Origin of the sequence: Streptococcus mitis, assembly GCA_001560895.1 — a bacterium.
Lineage (GTDB): Bacteria > Bacillota > Bacilli > Lactobacillales > Streptococcaceae > Streptococcus > Streptococcus mitis_Q.
This window is the reverse complement of sequence record CP014326.1, coordinates 1,902,502-1,922,016: the sequence shown is the minus strand read 5'-3', so window position 1 is coordinate 1,922,016 and position 19,515 is coordinate 1,902,502. Positions and strand designations below refer to the sequence as shown.

Below are 19,515 nucleotides of genomic sequence, written 5' to 3'. Positions count from 1 at the left end.
ATCGTGGGAAATTTCCTGCGATTTTTTCAAAAAAATACGAATAGATAGGTAGGAGGAAACATGAAAGCAGAAATCATTGCTGTTGGAACAGAGATTTTGACAGGACAGATTGTCAATACCAATGCCCGGTTTTTATCAGAAAAACTAGCAGAGATTGGGGTAGACGTATATTTTCAGATGGCTGTAGGAGATAATGAAGCTCGTCTCTTGTCTTTGCTTGAGATTGCCAGTCAACGTAGTAGTCTGGTGATTTTGACAGGTGGTTTGGGGCCAACTGAGGACGACTTAACTAAACAAACTCTGGCTAAATTTTTAGGGAAAGAATTAGTCTTTGATCCTCAGGCGCAGGAGAAGTTAGATGTCTTTTTTGCCCAGCGACCAGACTATGCCCGAACACCGAATAACGAAAGACAAGCCCAAATTGTAGATGGAGCGACTCCACTGCCAAACGAAACAGGACTGGCTGTGGGGGGGATGTTAGAGGCCGAAGGAGTGACCTACGTCGTCCTTCCAGGTCCACCAAGTGAATTGAAACCCATGGTCTTAAATCAACTTCTACCTAAGTTGATGACAGGGAGCAAGCTGTATTCCCGAGTTCTTCGTTTCTTTGGAATTGGCGAAAGTCAGTTGGTGACCATTTTGGCTGATTTAATTGATAATCAAACCGATCCGACCTTGGCCCCTTATGCCAAGACAGGAGAAGTCACTCTACGTCTGTCAACAAAGGTTAGCAGTCAAGAAGAGGCGAATCAAGCGCTGGATATCTTAGAAAACCAAATCTTGGAGTATCAGACCTTTGAAGGAATTTGTTTACGAGAACTTTGCTATGGTTATGGGGAAGAAACTAGTTTAGCTAGCATTGTGGTAGAAGAACTGAAAAAGCAAGGGAAAACCATTACGGCAGCAGAGAGTTTGACGGCAGGACTTTTCCAAGCCACTGTAGCTGATTTTTCGGGTGCTTCAAGTATATTTAAGGGTGGTTTCGTGACCTATAGCTTGGAGGAAAAATCAAAGATGTTGGATATTCCTGCCAAGGATTTGGAAGAACATGGTGTAGTGTCTGAATTTACAGCTCAGAAGATGGCTGAGCAGGCACGAATCAAGACCCAGTCTGATTTTGGCCTTAGTTTGACTGGAGTGGCAGGACCAGATAGCCTAGAAGGGCACCCAGCTGGGACAGTTTACATAGGATTGGCGCAAGAGAAAGGAACTGAGGTCATCAAGGTGAATATTGGAGGCAGAAGTCGAGCAGATGTACGTCACATTGCGGTTATGCATGCCTTTAACCTAGTTCGCAAGGCTTTATTAAGTAACCAACTTTTGATATAATAGTAGATAGGTCTGAGGACCATTAGAATGTAGGAGAATAGAATGGCGAAAAAACCAAAAAAATTAGAAGAAATTTCAAAAAAATTTGGGGCAGAACGTGAAAAGGCCTTGAATGACGCTCTCAAATTGATTGAGAAAGACTTTGGTAAAGGATCAATCATGCGTTTGGGTGAACGTGCGGAGCAAAAGGTGCAAGTGATGAGCTCAGGCTCCTTGGCGCTTGACATTGCCCTTGGTTCAGGTGGTTATCCTAAGGGACGTATCATCGAAATCTATGGACCAGAGTCATCTGGTAAGACAACGGTTGCCCTTCATGCAGTTGCGCAAGCGCAAAAAGAAGGTGGGATTGCAGCCTTTATCGATGCGGAACATGCCCTCGATCCAGCTTATGCTGCAGCCCTTGGTGTCAACATTGACGAATTGCTCTTGTCCCAACCAGACTCAGGAGAGCAAGGTCTTGAGATTGCAGGAAAATTGATTGACTCAGGTGCTGTGGATCTTGTCGTAGTCGACTCAGTTGCTGCCCTTGTACCTCGTGCGGAAATTGATGGAGATATCGGTGATAGTCACGTTGGTTTGCAGGCTCGTATGATGAGCCAGGCCATGCGTAAACTTGGTGCTTCTATTAATAAAACCAAAACAATTGCCATCTTTATCAACCAATTGCGTGAAAAAGTTGGGGTCATGTTTGGAAATCCAGAAACAACTCCTGGTGGACGTGCTTTGAAATTCTACGCATCAGTGCGTTTGGATGTTCGTGGAAGTACGCAAATCAAGGGAACTGGTGACCAAAAAGATACCAATGTTGGTAAGGAAACCAAGATTAAGGTCGTGAAAAACAAGGTGGCTCCACCATTTAAGGAAGCCTTCGTTGAAATCATGTACGGAGAAGGGATTTCTAAGACTGGTGAGCTTTTGAAGATCGCAAGTGATTTGGATATCATCAAAAAAGCAGGAGCTTGGTACTCTTACAAGGATGAGAAAATTGGGCAAGGTTCTGAAAATGCTAAGAAATACTTGGCAGATCACCCAGAAGTCTTTGATGAAATTGACCATCAAGTCCGTGTTCAATTTGGTTTGGTTGACGGAGAAGAAGCTTCTGTAGAAGGTGTTGAAACTAAAAAAGATGAAGCAGTTCAAGCAGATTCTGTGAATGAAGAAGTCACACTTGACCTAGGTGATGAACTTGAAATCGAAATTGAAGAATAAGCTGTCAAAGTAGTGGAGAAATTCACTGCTTTCTCGATTCTTTGTTCAAGATTTCAGATTGCCTACAGTTTGCTGTTTCTTGTCGCTCCTTTCGAAAGCTGATATAATAGCCTTATGAATAAAAAACGAACAGTGGACCTGATACATGGTCCTATTCTTCCCTCGCTCTTGAGTTTTGCCTTCCCAATCTTGCTGTCTAATATTTTTCAACAGCTCTATAATACTGCTGATGTCTTGATTGTTGGGCGATTTCTGGGTCAAGATTCCTTGGCTTCAGTAGGGGCGACGACAGCAATTTTTGACCTGATTGTAGGTTTTACTCTTGGTGTTGGCAATGGCATGGGAATTGTCATTGCCCGCTATTATGGAGCTCGGAATTTCACTAAAATCAAGGAAGCAGTAGCAGCTACCTGGATTTTAGGTGTTCTTTTGAGTGTTGTAGTGATGCTGCTGGGCTTTCTTGGATTGTATCCACTCTTGCAATACCTAGATACCCCTGCTGAAATCCTCCCTCAGTCCTATCAATATATTTCTATGATTGTGACCTGTGTTGGTGTCAGTTTTGCCTATAATCTCTTTGCAGGTTTGTTGCGGTCTATTGGGGACAGTCTAGCTGCGCTTGGTTTTCTGATTTTCTCTGCTCTGGTTAATGTGGTTCTGGATCTCTATTTCATTACGCAATTGCATCTGGGAGTTCAGTCTGCGGGTCTTGCTACCATTATTTCGCAAGGCTTATCAGCGGTTCTTTGCTTTTATTATATCCGTAAGAGTGTGCCTGAACTTTTGCCTCAACTCAAGCATTTTAAATGGGACAAGGCCTTATACGCCGATCTCTTGGAGCAAGGTTTGGCTATGGGCTTGATGAGTTCAATTGTATCTATCGGCAGTGTGATTTTACAGTCTTCTGTTAATACCTTTGGGGCAGTGATTATTAGTGCCCAGACGGCAGCTCGCCGTATTATGGCCTTCGCCCTTCTTCCTATGACCGCTATTTCTGCCTCGATGACGACCTTTGCTTCTCAGAATCTAGGAGCTAAGCGACCAGACCGCATTGTTCAAGGTCTTCGAATCGGCAGTCGTTTAAGTATATCCTGGGCAGTTTTTGTTTGTATCTTCCTCTTTTTTGCCAGTCCAGCCTTGGTTTCCTTCTTGGCTAGTTCGACGGATAGCTATTTGGTAGAAAATGGTAGTCTGTACTTGCAAATCAGCTCGGCTTTTTATCCTATTTTGAGTCTCTTGTTGATTTATCGCAATTGTTTGCAGGGCTTGGGGCAAAAAATCCTTCCTCTGGTTTCTAGCTTTATCGAACTAATCGGGAAAATCGCTTTTGTGGTCTTGATTATCCCTTGGGCAGGCTATAAGGGAGTTATTCTTTGCGAACCCCTAATCTGGGTTGCCATGACCATTCAACTGTACTTCTCATTATTCCGTCACCCCTTGATAAAAGAAGGCAAGGCAATCTTGGCAACTAAAGTGCTCTCCTAGCTGTATTTGCTAAATAAAATCTATTTCCTCTAGTGAAAATCGAAAAAACTTGTGTTATAATAAGAAAGATTAAAATGTGAAAAAAGGAGATTCCTAATGGGACGTAAATGGGCCAATATCGTAGCCAAGAAAACGGCTAAAGATGGAGCTAACTCTAAAGTATATGCAAAATTTGGTGTAGAAATCTATGTAGCAGCTAAAAAAGGTGATCCAGATCCAGAATCAAACTCAGCTTTGAAATTCGTTATCGACCGTGCTAAACAAGCCCAAGTGCCAAAACACGTTATCGATAAGGCTTTGGACAAGGCTAAAGGAAACACAGACGAAACCTTTACAGAAGGACGTTACGAAGGTTTTGGACCAAATGGTTCTATGTTGATCGTGGATACTTTGACTTCAAATGTCAACCGTACAGCGGCCAACGTCCGTGCAGCCTTTGGTAAAAACGGCGGAAACATGGGCGCTTCAGGTTCGGTTTCATACCTCTTTGACAACAAGGGAGTTATCGTATTTGCAGGTGAAGATGCCGATGCAGTCTTTGAGCAATTGCTTGAAGCAGATGTGGATGTGGACGATGTAGAAGCAGAAGAAGGTACAATCACAGTTTACACAGCTCCAACTGACCTTCATAAGGCTATCGTTGCCCTTCGTGAGTCAGGTATCGAAGAATTCCAAGTGACTGAATTGGAAATGATTCCTCAGTCAGAAGTGGAATTGTCAGGCGATGACCTTGAAACCTTTGAAAAACTTTACAGCGTTCTTGAGGACGACGAAGACGTACAAAAAATCTACACAAACGTAGACGGATTCTAATAGAAAAACGAACAGTTTTACTAGCTGTTCGTTTTTTTGATATTTGAACTTAGACTCAGGTTTCAGAATCGTTTTGTTGCTTGCTTTTTTCTAGACCTAGACCGACTGCATGTTTTTGGACGAGCAAGAGCTGTCCATCGTCCTGTTTTGCAAAAGTTAAGGTAACAGTCTTGATCTTGTCTCCAATGGAGATATAGGTGATTTTTTTCGTATTGTAACCCCCAAGAGTGAAGTCAAACTCGGAATCTGGCTGTCCGTGTTTGTCGATAATATCCTTGTAGTCGGTACCACCTTTTCCTTTGTTGTCACGGTCACCTTCGATTAAGGCGTCGAACTGTTCTTGGGTCCAGGTGAAGGTATCGTCTGTCGAGCCGCTTTCTTCTTCGCGTTCCATTGAGGCACTCGTATCTATGTAGGAACGGTTAAACTCTCTGGCATACTCTTTGTAGACATCAGCGTATAGTACCTGAGTCGTAAAGAAAAGTACAACAGAGGCAACTGCCAGGGATGTTCCGATAATAGCCATTATTTTCCGTTTTTTGTGGTTGACGATAAGGTCGATAATCCCCAAGATAAATGCGACGATGGCGATGAACAACGATAGATAGTTAATAAACGGGATCCAGGATCCTAAAAGTGCGATGGCTCCAAAAATGGTTGCTAAGATTCCTAAAACTCTTTGTTCTTCTGGTTTCATTTGAAAGTTTTCTCTCCTCATTAAGTGAATGGATTTCTACCCACAGTAGTGAGTACTTATTATATAAAAACTCTTGCCTAATGTCAATTTAAACCAAGATAGTTCTCATGGAAACTTTTTTTCTTGACATCTCTTTTCAAAGTGGTAAAATAGTTCTCATGAAAACTTAATTAGTTCCTAGGAGAACTAAATGTGATGGTTAGAAAGGAGATAGCATGGATAAACCGATGTTGGTCTTTAAGCGTTTTGGTCACCAGATTCATTTGATGGTGCAAAAGGAAGCCAAACGTAGTGGCATTGAATTTATGGGTGGACCTCAAGGTCAGGTTGTACGTTTTTTGGATAATCGTGAGAAAAACCAAGACTTGGTCTTGATTAAAGATATCGAGCAGGAACTCAATATTACCAAGTCTGTTGCTAGTAATTTGGTCAAGCGTATGGTGCAAAATGGTTTGGTGGAATTGGAGGCGAGTCCTAGCGATAAGCGGGCAAAATTTGTTCGTTTGACGGACAAATCGCGCTCTCAAATGCAGCAGGTTAAGGCCTTCTTTGAGCGCATTGACAAGCAGTTGATAGAAGACGTAGATGAAGATGAATTACTGATCTTTGAGAAGGTCCTTGCTCAACTACAGAAAAATATCAAGAGAATAGGAGGAGAGAATGAAGAAATTAGCAAAACGAATTAGTGGAAAAGAATGGGGGATTGTTTTCCTAGCCATTCTCTTTACCTGCTTTCAAGTTTATCTAGAGTTGGAAGTGCCAACCTATATCTCGAAAATTACGGATTTACTAGGAACTCAGGGTAGCAACTTAGATGAGTTATGGCAGCCAGCAAGCATGATGGTGGGAATGTCCTTTCTGGCCTTCTTGTCCGCAGTTGCAGTTGGATTTTTTGCGTCTAGAGTGGCTGCTTCTTATACTAGTAGGCTGAGAAGTGATATTTTTAACCGAGTTTTAGACTACTCGCAGACAGAGATTAAGAAATTCTCTATCCCTAGTCTCTTAACTCGTACGACCAATGATATTACCCAAGTTCAGATGTTGATTACCATGGGCTTGCAAGTGGTTACGCGTGGTCCGATTATGGCTATCTGGGCCATCGGGAAGATTTTAGGCCATTCAGAATACTGGCTCTGGGCCATTCTTGTGGCAGTGATTGTCAACGTTTTGATGACGATCGTTTTGGTGACGCTAGCCTTTCCAAAACAGTCCTTGATTCAGGGGCTGACAGATAAACTGAACAGTATCACTCGTGAAAGTTTAACAGGTATTCGCGTCGTTCGTGCCTACAATGCAGAGGATTACCAAAATGAAAAATTTGCAGCAGCAAATGATGAATTGACACGCTTGAATTTGTTTGTCAACCGTCTCATGGCCATTTTGAATCCCATCATGATGGGGATTTCAAGTGGTTTGAGTGTTGCGATTTACTGGATTGGGGCCTATGTAATCAACGATGCTGCTCCGACGGAGCGTCTGCCTCTCTTTAGTGACATGGTTGTTTTCATGTCTTATGCTATGCAGGTTGTCATGGGCTTCCTTCTCACGGGGGCGCTCTTCATCGTTCTTCCTCGAACCATGGTTTCTGCCAAGCGGATCAATCAAGTTTTAGATTTGCATTCTTCTATCCAAAATCCTGCTCAAGCGCAGCTGGCTGATGAAAATCTCAAAGGTCAGGTCGAGTTTAAGGATGTGACCTTCCGCTATGCGGCAAATTCGGAGGCGGTTGTTGAACATGTTAGCTTTAAAGCAGAAACTGGTCAAACAGTAGCCTTTATTGGTTCAACAGGTTCTGGTAAATCAACTCTGGTCAATCTGATTCCACGTTTTTACGATGTTTCAGATGGAGAAATCCTAGTGGATGGTGTCAATGTTCAAGACTATGACTTGGAAGAGTTGAGAAATAAGGTCGGCTATATTCCACAAAAAGCTGTTCTCTTTTCAGGTGATGTCAAGGGCAATCTAGACTTTGGACACAGTCAAGAAACACCGCTTAGTGAACAAGCTATGTGGCAAGCTTTGGAGTTGGCTCAGTCTAAGAACTTTATCGAAGACAAGGAAGCGGGCTTAGAGTCAGAAGTAGCCCAAGGAGGAACCAACTTCTCAGGTGGTCAAAGACAGCGTCTGGCCATTGCGCGTGCCTTAGCTCGGAAGCCGGAAATCCTCATCTTTGATGACTCTTTCTCAGCCTTGGACTACAAGACAGACCGAGTTTTACGTCAAGATTTAGCAGAGAAAACAAAATCTATGACCAAGCTTATCGTCGCACAGCGTATTTCAACGATTATGGATGCTGATTTGATTTTGGTCTTGGATCAAGGTAAAGTCGTGGGCCAAGGCACCCACAAGGAACTTCTAGCTAATAACGAAGTTTACCAAGAAATTGCCTATTCACAACTATCGAAGGAGGAATTGGAACATGGAAAATAAAAAAATGTCTCTCTGGAAACAGAGTAAACCCTATCTTGCAGGTCTCCAGTTTGCCCTTCTGATTGCCTTTCTAGCAACAATCTTATCTAATATCGTTACTGTATATGGTCCAACCCGCATCAAGGAAATGACTAATATTATTGCTAGTGGTTTGGAAACAAGTGTGGATGTCGCGGCGGTTGCAGCTATTGGTGGTTTTTTGGCCGTGATTTATGTGATTGGACTTTTATCAAATTATTTGCAGGCCTTTCTGTTTACAACAGCCATTCAACGTTTTTCAGAGCGTTTGAGAACAGCCATTGCAGAGAAAATCAATCGCCTACCATTAGGGTATTTTGATGGACACTCTCAGGGGGATACCTTGTCTCGTGTAACCAATGACGTTGACACTGCAGCCCAATCCCTTAATCAAAGTCTGGGAACAGTTCTTTCATCTAGTTTATTAGTTTTAGCAGTCTTAGTAACCATGTTTGGGATGAACTGGATTTTAGCCTTGGTGACGGTTGTTTCTACCTTTATCGGTTTTGCTTTCGTGTCTGTCTTTATGGGCAAATCCCAGGGCTTCTTTAAGAGTCAACAACAGGATTTGGCAGCTGTCAATGGCTATGTGGAAGAAATGTACTCTGGCCATAATGTAGTGACCAGCTATAATGCTATCGAGAGCACGAAAGAAGAGTTTGCGAAATTAAACCATCGTCTGTATGACAGTATCTGGAAATCTCAGTTTATTTCAGGGATTATGATGCCGATTATGATGTTTATTGGGAACTTTAGCTACGCCCTAGTGATTATCGTTGGTGCAGCCTTAGCTCTGAATGGGCAGATTAGTATCGGGATTATCGTTGCCTTTATGGCCTATGTTCGTATCTTTTCTCAGCCCCTTTCACAAATCGCCCAAGGGATTACCAGTCTTCAGCAGGCTAGTGCAGCTATGGGACGTGTCTTCGAATTCTTAGGTGAAGAGGAAATGGAAGATGAATCTCATAAAGAAAGACAATTGAGCGATATGAAAGGGCAAGTTGTCTTTGATCGAGTTTCTTTTGGTTACACACCAGAGCGAACAATTATCCATGATTTTTCTGCGACGGCTCATGCAGGTCAAAAGGTTGCCATTGTCGGGCCAACCGGAGCTGGTAAGACAACCATTGTTAATCTTTTGATGAAGTTCTATGAAATTGATAAGGGAAGCATCCGCATTGATGATATAGATACCAAGGAGATGAAGCGTTCGGAAGTACACGATGCCTTTTCAATGGTCTTGCAGGATACTTGGCTCTTTGAAGGCACTATCCGAGACAATCTCATTTATAACCAAAAGGGTATTAGTGATGAGCGCGTGATTGAAGCCAGCAAGGCTGTAGGAATTCACCACTTTATTATGACTCTACCAGATGGTTACGATACTGTCTTGGACGATACAGTGACCTTGTCTGTCGGACAAAAACAACTCTTGACCATCGCTCGTGCTTTGCTGAAAGATGCGCCACTCTTAATCCTAGATGAAGCGACTTCTTCGGTTGATACACGGACAGAGGAATTGATCCAGAAAGCCATGGACCGTTTGATGGAAGGCAGAACTTCCTTTGTCATCGCCCACCGCTTGTCTACTATCCGAAATGCCGACTTGATTCTTGTTATGAAGGATGGCAATATCATCGAGCAAGGCAATCATGATGAGCTAATGGCGCAAGCAGGCTTCTACGCTGACCTCTACAACAGTCAGTTTACAGAAGACGAAGCAGAAGAATAAAACCAAAGAAGGCTTGACGGCCTTCTTTTTCTGCACTATACTAGAAGACAAGTGCTTCCCTATAAGCAAAATTTGAGTAAGTGATGAGAAAATATATGAAAAATTATCAAGAATGGTATGACCACATTGCTGGTAAGATTAAAAATAATCCTCTCTTTCTGAGATTGTTAAGAGTTTTCAATCGGTTCATGACAGTAGTCATGCCTATAGTTTATTTAACCTTGTTAGTAATTACCTATCTCCAAGAAGGACTTGGGAAGCAGGTCTTGATGTATGTGTTTGTCCCTGCGTCAGGTTTTGTGATTTTGTCCCTTCTCCGTAAGAAACTCAATGCCCCTAGGCCTTATGAAGTTTGGGAAATTGTACCGCTACTAGACAGAGATAGTCCTGGTCAGTCTATGCCTAGTCGTCATGTCTTTTCAGCAACCATTATCTCCATGGCTTGCTTACACGCTAGTCTATCTGTAGGGGTTATCTTGTTGGTCTTGTCAGCCCTCCTCGGACTTGTGCGAGTCCTAGGTGGCGTGCATTATCCCAAGGATGTAGTAGTTGGTTATATTTGTGGTCTTGTGTGGGGTGTGATTTTCTTTCTATTTTGAATTGTAAGTTAAGGTGGTCCTACAACCACTTACGAGTCTAAAGTAACCACTTGCTTTTTTGCTCTTGTTTTCTTATTTTTCCTTTGATATAGTAGAGTCAGAAAGGAGATGGAATGAAGTTACGAATCGAAATTGACAGCAATTTAGAGGAAACTGAAATTGTCATCAAGGCAGCGGCTTTGACAGATGAGATTGCGGATTTACAGTGGCTCTTGCAAGAGTCCAAGTCTCCTCGGTTGATTTTTTACAAGGGAACAGGTGAATATTATCTGGACTTATCGGAAATTCTCTTCTTTGAGACGGAAGGTAGCAAGATTTACGCCCATACCCAGAAAGATGCCTACGAGGTTCGGCTTAAACTCTATGAGTTAGAGGCTATCCTTCCTCGTTATTTTAGTCGGGTATCCAAGTCGACTATTGCAAATATCCGTCAGGTTTACTCGGTGGACAAGTCCTTTTCAGGAACGGGCACCATTTCCTTTTATCAGACCCACAAGGAGGTTCATGTCTCACGACATTACCAATCCCTCCTAAAAGAAAATCTAAGAAACATGAGGTAAGAACATGAAAAAGAAAGCATTTGGTATTGTGTTGCTTATTTTGGCGGCTTTAATATTATTACAAGGGAATTTTGGAATCCCTTCATTCGGTGGGCAAATTTGGCCCTTGATCGGTATTGGATTTTTTGCTTATCAATCAGTTGGAGCTTTGTTGCGTCGCCACTTAACTTCAGCTTCTTTTACAGCTTTAGTAGCCTTAATGATTGCTAACCACTTTTATGGCATTTTACCAATTCCCAATCAGTCATTGTTCTGGGCAAGTATTTTAATCGTAATGGGTGTCAGCGCACTCACTCATTCTAACAGAACTTGGAATGGGAAAAAATGGTGGTATGATGGTAAAAAGACCATTCTTACAGATAAGGAAGTTGCTTTTGGGACTGGGACTTTCTACAAGCAAGAGCAAGAATTGGTAGAAGATCAAGTAGAAGTTGGTTTTGGCAATGCCAAGATATATTATGACAATGCAGAGATGTTGGGAGATAGCGCAACCTTGAAGATAGAAGTCGGTTTTGGCAATGCAGTTATCTATGTTCCTCAACATTGGGGAGTTGATTTAAAGGTAGAAACTTTCTGTGGCGTAGCCAAGGCAGATACTCCTCTAGCCCCAACCAGCAAAACCTTGATTATCCGTGGAGATGTGGCCTTTGGGAAGTTGGGAATTGTCTACGTTAAATAAAAAAATCTTCCAATTCCCTTGCAAAAATGAAGAAAGTGTGATAACATAGTACGGTATGTGGTGCTAGCACATCCGCTATATTAGATCTAATAGGAGGAAAACACAATGGCTAAAGTATGTTACTTTACAGGTCGTAAGACTGTATCAGGAAACAACCGTTCACACGCGATGAACCAAACAAAACGTGCCGTAAAACCAAACCTTCAAAAAGTTACTGTTCTTATCGATGGTAAACCTAAAAAAGTTTGGGCTTCAGCTCGTGCTTTGAAATCAGGTAAAGTTGAACGCGTTTAATAATGAAAGTAAGGAGACCTTAGGGTCTTTTTTCTTTTGTTGTGGGTATAAAATCATTTGAAAAACGGAGTAAATATCCGCTGATACAGTATTCTGCTTTTACACTTGGGCTGAAATATGATAAAATAGAGTATCAACTAGTTGAGGTAAAAAGGATGACTGTAAAAATTAATACAAAAGATGGTCAAATCGAACTAACAGATGAAGTGATTGCAACCGTCGTAGGTGGTGCAACAACTGAGATTTTTGGTGTGGTCGGTATGGCTAGTAAAAATGCCCTCAAAGATAATTTCCAAGCCCTGCTAGGTAAGGAAAATTATTCTAAAGGTGTTGTCGTAAAGGCAGCCGAAGATGGCAGTATTGCAGTTGATGTATATACCGTGTTGAGCTACGGAACAAAGATTAGCGAAGTGTCAAAAAACATTCAAGAGCGTGTTCGTTTTAGTTTGGAAAACCAGCTTGGAATTACTGCTCAGACTGTAAATGTCTACATTCAAAATATCAAAGTTGTAGGAGAATAACCGTGTCAAAAATTACTACTAGCTTATTTCAAGAAATGGTGCAGGCTGCATCAACTCGCTTGAATAAGCAAGCTGAATATGTCAATTCATTAAACGTCTTTCCAGTTCCAGATGGAGATACAGGAACAAACATGGGAATGACCATTGAAAATGGAGCTAAAGAAGTTGCAGACAAGCCAGCTTCTACAGTTGGAGAGGTAGCGAGCATTCTTGCCAAAGGTCTTTTGATGGGTGCGCGTGGGAACTCAGGAGTTATTACGTCTCAGCTTTTCCGTGGATTTTCACAAGCTATCAAGGATAAAGACGAGTTAACAGGTCAAGACTTGGCCCTTGCTTTCCAATCAGGTGTGGAAGTTGCCTACAAGGCAGTTATGAAACCAGTTGAAGGAACGATTTTGACAGTTTCTCGTGGGGCTGCTATCGGTGCTAAGAAAAAAGCTGAGCAAACAGATGACGCTGTTGAAGTCATGCGCGCAGCCTTGGAAGGTGCTAAAACTGCTCTAGCTAAAACGCCAGACATGCTTCCAGTATTGAAGGAAGTTGGCGTTGTGGACTCAGGTGGTCAAGGATTGGTCTTTATCTACGAAGGTTTCCTTTCAGCCCTTACTGGCGAATATATTGCATCTGAGGACTTTGTAGCCACTCCTGCCAACATGAGCGAAATGATCAATGCAGAGCACCATAAGTCTGTGGCTGGTCATGTGGCGACTGAGGACATTACCTTTGGTTACTGTACTGAAATTATGGTAGCTCTTAAGCAAGGTCCAACCTATGCCAAAGATTTTGACTACGACGAGTTCCGTAACTACTTGAATGAACTCGGGGATTCTCTCCTTGTTGTCAATGATGATGAAATCGTCAAAGTCCATGTCCATACAGAAGATCCAGGACTTGTTATGCAAGAAGGTCTCAAATATGGTAGCTTGGTCAAGGTAAAAGTTGACAATATGCGTAACCAACACGAAGCACAGGTTGAAAAAGAAGCTGCTCAAGTTAGCAAGCCGGCTGAAGAAAAAGAGTATGCTTTGATTGCTGTAGTGGCTGGTAAAGGTCTAGCAGATATCTTCCGTTCTCAAGGTGTGGATTATGTTATCGAAGGCGGTCAAACCATGAACCCTTCAACAGAAGACTTTATCAAGGCTGTTGAACAGGTCAATGCTCGTAACATTATCTTTCTACCAAACAACAAAAATATCTTCATGGCAGCTCAATCTGCAGCAGAAGTTTTGGAGCAACCAGCAGTAGTGGTGGAAGCTCGTACTTTGCCACAAGGTTTGACAAGTCTTCTCGCCTTTGATCCAAGCAAGTCCATCGAAGAAAACCAAGAGCGTATGACTGCAGCTCTTAGCGATGTCGTTAGCGGAAGCGTCACAACAGCTGTTCGTGATACAACCATTGATGGCTTAGAAATCCATGAAAATGATAATCTTGGTATGGTGGATGGGAAAATCCTTGTGTCAAATCCTGACATGCACCAAACATTGACTGAAACATTGAAACATATGTTGGATGAAGATAGTGAAATCGTAACCTTCTATGTCGGTGAAGACGGAAGCGAAGAACTTGCCAATGAAATTGCCCAAGAAATCGCAGAAGAATTCGAAGATGTTGAAGTCGAGATTCATCAAGGTCAACAACCTGTTTACCCATACCTATTTAGTGTAGAATAAGATTAATGAAGAACTGAGAAATCGGTTCTTTTTTTCTTTTTAAATAATGAAATCGGTATCTTTTAAATAAAAACTAAAATAACATTCATAAATAAACGTTAAAATAGAAAATTCAGAAAATTTCTTCTTTTGTCTTGAAAAATTTTGAAAAAGTGGTATGATAGTAACAAGTTATTTTTAAGAGGAAAGAAAGGGGAACAATGGAGAAAATCAGTTTAGAATCTCCTAAGACGGGGTCTGACCTAGTTTTGGAAACACTTCGTGATTTAGGAATTGATACCATCTTTGGTTATCCTGGTGGTGCAGTCTTGCCTTTTTATGATGCGATATATAATTTTAAAGGCATTCGCCACATTCTAGGACGCCATGAGCAAGGTTGTCTGCATGAAGCTGAAGGTTATGCCAAATCAACTGGAAAGTTGGGTGTTGCCGTCGTCACTAGCGGACCAGGAGCAACAAATGCCATTACAGGGATTGCGGATGCCATGAGCGACAGTGTTCCCCTTTTGGTCTTTACAGGTCAGGTGGCGCGAGCAGGAATTGGGAAAGATGCCTTTCAGGAGGCAGACATTGTTGGAATTACCATGCCAATCACTAAGTACAATTACCAAGTTCGTGAGACAGCTGATATCCCTCGAATCATTACGGAAGCTGTCCATATCGCAACTACAGGACGTCCAGGGCCAGTTGTCATTGACCTACCTAAAGACGTATCTGCTTTAGAAACGGACTTCATCTATTCACCAGAAGTGAACCTACCAAGCTATCAACCGACTCTTGAGCCAAATGATATGCAAATCAAGAAAATTTTGAAGCAATTATCCAAGGCTAAAAAGCCAGTCTTGCTAGCTGGTGGTGGAATTAGTTATGCTGAAGCTGCTGCGGAACTAAATGAATTTGCAGAGCGATATCAAATTCCAGTGGTAACCAGTCTTTTGGGGCAAGGTACGATTGCAACGAGTCATCCACTCTTCCTTGGAATGGGAGGTATGCACGGGTCATTCGCAGCTAATATTGCCATGACGGAAGCGGACTTTATGATTAGTATTGGTTGTCGTTTCGATGACCGCTTGACTGGGAATCCTAAGACTTTCGCTAAGAATGCTAAGGTTGCTCACATTGATATTGACCCAGCCGAGATTGGCAAGATTATCAGTGCAGATATTCCTGTAGTTGGAGATGCTAAGAAAGCCTTGCAAATGTTGCTGGCTGAACCGACAGTTCATAACAATACTGAAAAATGGATTGAAAAAGTTACCAAGGACAAGAACCGCGTTCGTTCTTATGATAAGAAAGAGCGTGTGGTTCAGCCGCAAGCTGTTATTGAACGAATTGGTGAATTGACGAATGGAGATGCCATTGTGGTAACAGACGTTGGTCAACACCAAATGTGGACAGCCCAGTATTATCCCTACCAAAATGAACGTCAGTTAGTGACTTCAGGTGGTTTAGGAACCATGGGATTTGGAATTCCAGCAGCAATCGGTGCTAAAATTGCCAACCCAGATAAGGAAGTAGTCTTGTTTGTTGGGGATGGTGGTTTCCAAATGACTAACCAAGAATTGGCTATTTTGAACATTTACAAGGTGCCAATCAAGGTGGTTATGCTGAACAACCACTCGCTTGGAATGGTTCGTCAGTGGCAGGAATCCTTCTATGAAGGTAGAACATCTGAGTCAGTCTTTGATACCCTTCCAGATTTCCAATTGATGGCACAAGCTTACGGTATTAAAAACTATAAGTTTGACAATCCTGAGACCTTGGATCAAGACCTTGAAGTCATCACTGAGGATGTTCCTATGCTAATCGAGGTAGATATTTCTCGTAAGGAACAGGTGTTACCAATGGTACCAGCTGGTAAGAGTAATCATGAGATGTTGGGGGTGAAGTTCCATGCGTAGAATGTTAACAGCAAAACTACAAAATCGTTCAGGAGTCCTCAATCGCTTTACCGGTGTCCTGTCTCGCCGTCAGGTTAATATCGAAAGCATCTCTGTTGGAGCAACAGAAGATCCGAATGTATCGCGTATCACCATTATTATTGATGTAGCTTCACATGATGAAGTGGAGCAAATCATTAAGCAACTCAATCGTCAGATTGATGTGATTCGCATTAGAGATATTACAGATAAACCACACTTGGAGCGCGAGGTGATTTTGGTTAAGATGGCAGCGCCAGCTGAGAAGCGCGCTGAGATTCTAGCGATTATTCAACCTTTCCGTGCAACGGTGGTAGACGTAGCGCCAAACTCGATTACCATTCAGATGACAGGAAATGCTGAAAAGAGTGAAGCTCTATTGCGAGTCATTCGACCATACGGTATTCGCAATATCGCTCGTACGGGTGCAACTGGATTTACCCGCGATTAAAAATCCAACTTAAATTTGTTAAACCAGCCTAAAAGGCAATAAATAATAGAAAAGAGAGAAAAAACTATGGCAGTTCAAATGGAATACGAAAAAGATGTTAAAGTAGCAGCACTTGACGGTAAAAAAATCGCCGTTATCGGTTATGGTTCACAAGGACATGCGCATGCTCAAAACTTGCGTGATTCAGGTCGCGATGTCATCATCGGTGTACGTCCAGGTAAATCTTTTGATAAAGCAAAAGAAGATGGATTTGACACTTACACAGTAGCAGAAGCTACTAAATTGGCTGACGTTATCATGATTTTGGCACCAGACGAAATCCAACAAGAATTGTACGAAGCAGAAATCGCTCCAAACTTGGAAGCTGGAAATGCAGTTGGATTTGCTCATGGTTTCAACATTCACTTTGAATTTATCAAAGTTCCTGCAGATGTAGATGTCTTCATGTGTGCTCCTAAAGGACCAGGACACTTGGTACGTCGTACTTATGAAGAAGGATTTGGTGTTCCAGCTCTTTACGCAGTATACCAAGATGCAACAGGAAATGCGAAAAACATTGCTATGGACTGGTGTAAAGGTGTTGGAGCTGCTCGTGTAGGTCTTCTTGAAACAACTTACAAAGAAGAAACTGAAGAAGATTTGTTTGGTGAACAAGCTGTACTTTGTGGTGGTTTGACTGCCCTTATCGAAGCAGGTTTCGAAGTCTTGACAGAAGCAGGTTATGCTCCAGAATTGGCATACTTTGAAGTTCTTCACGAAATGAAATTAATCGTTGACTTGATCTACGAAGGTGGATTCAAGAAAATGCGTCAATCAATTTCAAATACTGCTGAGTACGGTGACTATGTATCAGGTCCTCGTGTAATTACTGAGCAAGTGAAAGAAAACATGAAAGCTGTCTTGGCAGACATCCAAAATGGTAAATTTGCAAATGACTTTGTAAATGACTATAAAGCTGGACGTCCAAAATTGACTGCTTACCGTGAACAAGCAGCTAACCTTGAAATTGAAAAAGTTGGTGCAGAATTGCGTAAAGCAATGCCTTTCGTTGGTAAAAATGACGACGATGCATTCAAAATCTATAACTAATTTATAGAAATTAAGGTGAAGGCGAGTTGGGGGACTAACTCGCTTTTATAATCAATTCATCTTTCTTTTAAGAGGATGGATTGTGATAGTATGAAATAGTCTAGGAGAAAATGATGTTAAGTTCAAAAGATATCATCAAGGCTCATAAGGTCTTGAACGGTGTGGTTGTGAATACCCCGCTGGATTATGACCATTACTTATCGGAGAAGTATGGTGCTAAGATTTATTTGAAAAAGGAAAATGCTCAACGTGTTCGTTCCTTTAAAATTCGTGGTGCCTATTATGCCATTTCCCAGCTCAGCAAGGAAGAGCGTGAGCGTGGGGTAGTCTGCGCTTCTGCGGGAAATCATGCTCAGGGAGTAGCCTATACTTGTAATGAAATGAAAATCCCTGCAACTATTTTTATGCCTATTACAACACCGCAACAAAAGATTAGTCAAGTTCGCTTTTTTGGTGGGGACTTCGTAACCATTAAACTAGTTGGAGATACTTTTGATGCCTCAGCTAAAGCAGCTCAAGAATTTACACTCTCTGAAAACCGTACCTTTATTGATCCCTTTGATGATGCCCATGTTCAAGCTGGTCAAGGGACAGTTGCTTATGAGATTTTAGAAGAAGCTCGAAAAGAATCGATTGATTTTGATGCTGTTTTGGTCCCTGTTGGCGGCGGAGGTCTCATTGCTGGGGTTTCTACTTATATCAAGGAAACAAGCCCAGAGATTGAAATCATTGGGGTAGAGGCTAATGGAGCACGTTCTATGAAGGCTGCCTTTGAAGCTGGTGGACCTGTCAAACTAAAAGAAATTGATAAATTTGCGGATGGAATTGCTGTGCAAAAGGTGGGACAATTGACCTATGAGGCAACTCGTCAACATGTTCAAACTTTGGTAGGTGTCGATGAGGGATTGATTTCTGAAACTTTGATTGACCTCTACTCTAAACAAGGGATTGTCGCGGAACCTGCTGGTGCAGCTAGTATCGCCTCTTTAGAGGTTTTGGCTGAATATATCAAGGGGAAAACCATTTGTTGTATCATTTCTGGAGGAAATAACGATATCAACCGTATGCCAGAAATGGAAGAGCGTGCCTTGATTTATGATGGCATCAAGCATTACTTTGTGGTCAATTTTCCACAGCGTCCAGGTGCTCTGCGTGAGTTTGTAAATGATATTCTGGGGCCAAATGATGATATCACACGCTTTGAGTATATCAAACGAGCTAGTAAGGGGACAGGGCCTGTATTGATTGGGATCGCTTTGGCAGATAAGCATGATTATGCAGGTTTGATTCGTAGAATGGAAGGTTTCGATCCAGCTTATATTAACTTAAATGGTAATGAAACGCTCTATAATATGCTTGTCTGAGGATTAATAAAAAAATATCATATTATTTGCACAATAGATGTATAGGTGCTATAATGAGGGTGAAGAAAGGGGGCGATTCCTATGAACTTAGGAAAATTATCGTACTATTTCTACTACAACTTATTATAGTACCTATTATTTTTGTTTCAGTTTATAATAATAAAGAAGAATGACTTGTTATATATAGGGATGTTTTTTAGAATGCCATATTATATATATATCTAATTTCGAATTTGGCTAAATATAATAGGAATTAGAAAAAATAATCAATGTTCATAAGCTAAACTTGGTGAGTTGATTGAAAATAAGGATATGGCAGCAGTGATATGAGGTGAGTAGAGCAGTTGGAATATTAGGAAGTGCTATTCTAAATGCTGATTGTAATCGCGGTGTGTTATAAGAATATGCAAAATTTGATGAGATAAGTCAATTGTACCGGTTGAAAAAGTTAAATAGTAACAGGAAGGGAACCAAGGAAATAGAAAGGATGAAATAGATATGAGGTAGTCCGAAAAGGAAGATTATCTTTGACAAACTTATAGATTAAAATGAAGATATAGAATATGACTCCTGTTTATCCTATTGAGAAGCTGGTATTTTTCCTAATTGAATATTTTTGCAAATTTGAAGTTTAATAATTCAATTATTTTTTTGGT

General features: G+C 41.6%; 18 protein-coding genes. 17 read left to right on the top strand and 1 reads right to left on the bottom strand.

The window, feature by feature from the left end; all coding sequences use genetic code 11:
- Nucleotides 1-60: 60 nt before the first annotated feature.
- The 4 genes from AXK38_08935 to AXK38_08920 all read left to right on the top strand — a co-directional run bounded on the left by AXK38_08935 (nucleotide 61) and on the right by AXK38_08920 (nucleotide 4,836).
- The gene (locus AXK38_08935; GenBank protein ID AMH89360.1) at nucleotides 61-1,329 is read left to right on the top strand and encodes a competence/damage-inducible protein A; all 1,269 of its coding nucleotides are present in this window, start codon (nucleotides 61-63) and stop codon (nucleotides 1,327-1,329) included.
- Between the two features lie 42 nt (nucleotides 1,330-1,371).
- The gene (locus AXK38_08930) at nucleotides 1,372-2,538 is read left to right on the top strand and encodes a DNA recombination/repair protein RecA (GenBank protein AMH89359.1); all 1,167 of its coding nucleotides are present in this window, start codon (nucleotides 1,372-1,374) and stop codon (nucleotides 2,536-2,538) included.
- A 114-nt stretch (nucleotides 2,539-2,652) separates the two neighbouring features.
- Nucleotides 2,653-4,023, top strand: a complete 1,371-nt coding sequence (locus AXK38_08925) for an MATE family efflux transporter (protein ID AMH89358.1) — start codon at nucleotides 2,653-2,655, stop codon at nucleotides 4,021-4,023.
- A 96-nt stretch (nucleotides 4,024-4,119) separates the two neighbouring features.
- Nucleotides 4,120-4,836: a hypothetical protein gene (locus AXK38_08920; GenBank protein AMH89357.1), complete on the top strand. Its 717-nt coding sequence runs from the start codon at nucleotides 4,120-4,122 to the stop codon at nucleotides 4,834-4,836.
- A 55-nt stretch (nucleotides 4,837-4,891) separates the two neighbouring features.
- Here AXK38_08920 and AXK38_08915 read toward each other — a convergent pair whose 3' ends face one another.
- Nucleotides 4,892-5,533: a hypothetical protein gene (locus AXK38_08915; protein ID AMH89356.1), complete on the bottom strand. Its 642-nt coding sequence runs from the start codon at nucleotides 5,531-5,533 to the stop codon at nucleotides 4,892-4,894.
- Between the two features lie 215 nt (nucleotides 5,534-5,748).
- Between AXK38_08915 and AXK38_08910 the strand changes: the two genes are divergently transcribed.
- From AXK38_08910 to AXK38_08850, 13 genes are all read left to right on the top strand, one after another.
- Entirely contained in the window at nucleotides 5,749-6,219 is a 471-nt protein-coding gene (locus tag AXK38_08910) for a MarR family transcriptional regulator (protein AMH89355.1), read from the top strand.
- Nucleotides 6,194-7,963 carry a multidrug ABC transporter ATP-binding protein gene (locus tag AXK38_08905; GenBank protein AMH89354.1) on the top strand — a complete coding sequence of 590 codons (1,770 nt, stop codon included), beginning with the start codon at nucleotides 6,194-6,196 and terminating at the stop codon, nucleotides 7,961-7,963. The genes AXK38_08910 and AXK38_08905 overlap by 26 nt, the downstream gene beginning before the upstream one ends.
- Nucleotides 7,953-9,713, top strand: coding sequence for an ABC transporter (locus AXK38_08900; GenBank protein AMH89353.1), 1,761 nt, complete (start codon nucleotides 7,953-7,955; stop codon nucleotides 9,711-9,713). Before AXK38_08905 ends, AXK38_08900 begins: the two co-directional genes overlap by 11 nt.
- A 95-nt stretch (nucleotides 9,714-9,808) precedes the next feature.
- Nucleotides 9,809-10,312: an acid phosphatase gene (locus tag AXK38_08895; protein ID AMH89352.1), complete on the top strand. Its 504-nt coding sequence runs from the start codon at nucleotides 9,809-9,811 to the stop codon at nucleotides 10,310-10,312.
- 113 nt (nucleotides 10,313-10,425) lie between these two features.
- Nucleotides 10,426-10,872, top strand: a complete 447-nt coding sequence (locus AXK38_08890) for a DNA-binding protein (GenBank protein AMH89351.1) — start codon at nucleotides 10,426-10,428, stop codon at nucleotides 10,870-10,872.
- A gap of 4 nt (nucleotides 10,873-10,876) precedes the next feature.
- Nucleotides 10,877-11,551 carry a hypothetical protein gene (locus tag AXK38_08885; GenBank protein AMH89350.1) on the top strand — a complete coding sequence of 225 codons (675 nt, stop codon included), beginning with the start codon at nucleotides 10,877-10,879 and terminating at the stop codon, nucleotides 11,549-11,551.
- Between the two features lie 105 nt (nucleotides 11,552-11,656).
- A complete protein-coding gene (locus tag AXK38_08880; protein ID AMH89349.1) occupies nucleotides 11,657-11,845 on the top strand; it encodes a 50S ribosomal protein L28 in 189 nt (62 codons plus the stop codon).
- A 155-nt stretch (nucleotides 11,846-12,000) separates the two neighbouring features.
- A complete protein-coding gene (locus tag AXK38_08875) occupies nucleotides 12,001-12,366 on the top strand; it encodes a hypothetical protein (protein AMH89348.1) in 366 nt (121 codons plus the stop codon).
- Nucleotides 12,367-12,368: 2 nt separating this feature from the next.
- A complete protein-coding gene (locus tag AXK38_08870) occupies nucleotides 12,369-14,036 on the top strand; it encodes a hypothetical protein (GenBank protein ID AMH89347.1) in 1,668 nt (555 codons plus the stop codon).
- A 200-nt stretch (nucleotides 14,037-14,236) separates the two neighbouring features.
- Nucleotides 14,237-15,937 carry an acetolactate synthase catalytic subunit gene (locus AXK38_08865; protein AMH89346.1) on the top strand — a complete coding sequence of 567 codons (1,701 nt, stop codon included), beginning with the start codon at nucleotides 14,237-14,239 and terminating at the stop codon, nucleotides 15,935-15,937.
- Nucleotides 15,930-16,406 (top strand): acetolactate synthase small subunit, encoded by a 477-nt coding sequence (locus AXK38_08860; protein AMH89345.1) that lies wholly within the window; start codon nucleotides 15,930-15,932, stop codon nucleotides 16,404-16,406. Before AXK38_08865 ends, AXK38_08860 begins: the two co-directional genes overlap by 8 nt.
- 66 nt (nucleotides 16,407-16,472) lie before the next feature.
- A complete protein-coding gene (locus AXK38_08855; GenBank protein AMH89344.1) occupies nucleotides 16,473-17,495 on the top strand; it encodes a ketol-acid reductoisomerase in 1,023 nt (340 codons plus the stop codon).
- A gap of 113 nt (nucleotides 17,496-17,608) precedes the next feature.
- A complete protein-coding gene (locus tag AXK38_08850) occupies nucleotides 17,609-18,859 on the top strand; it encodes a threonine dehydratase (protein ID AMH89343.1) in 1,251 nt (416 codons plus the stop codon).
- The last annotated feature ends 656 nt before the right edge of the window (nucleotides 18,860-19,515 follow it).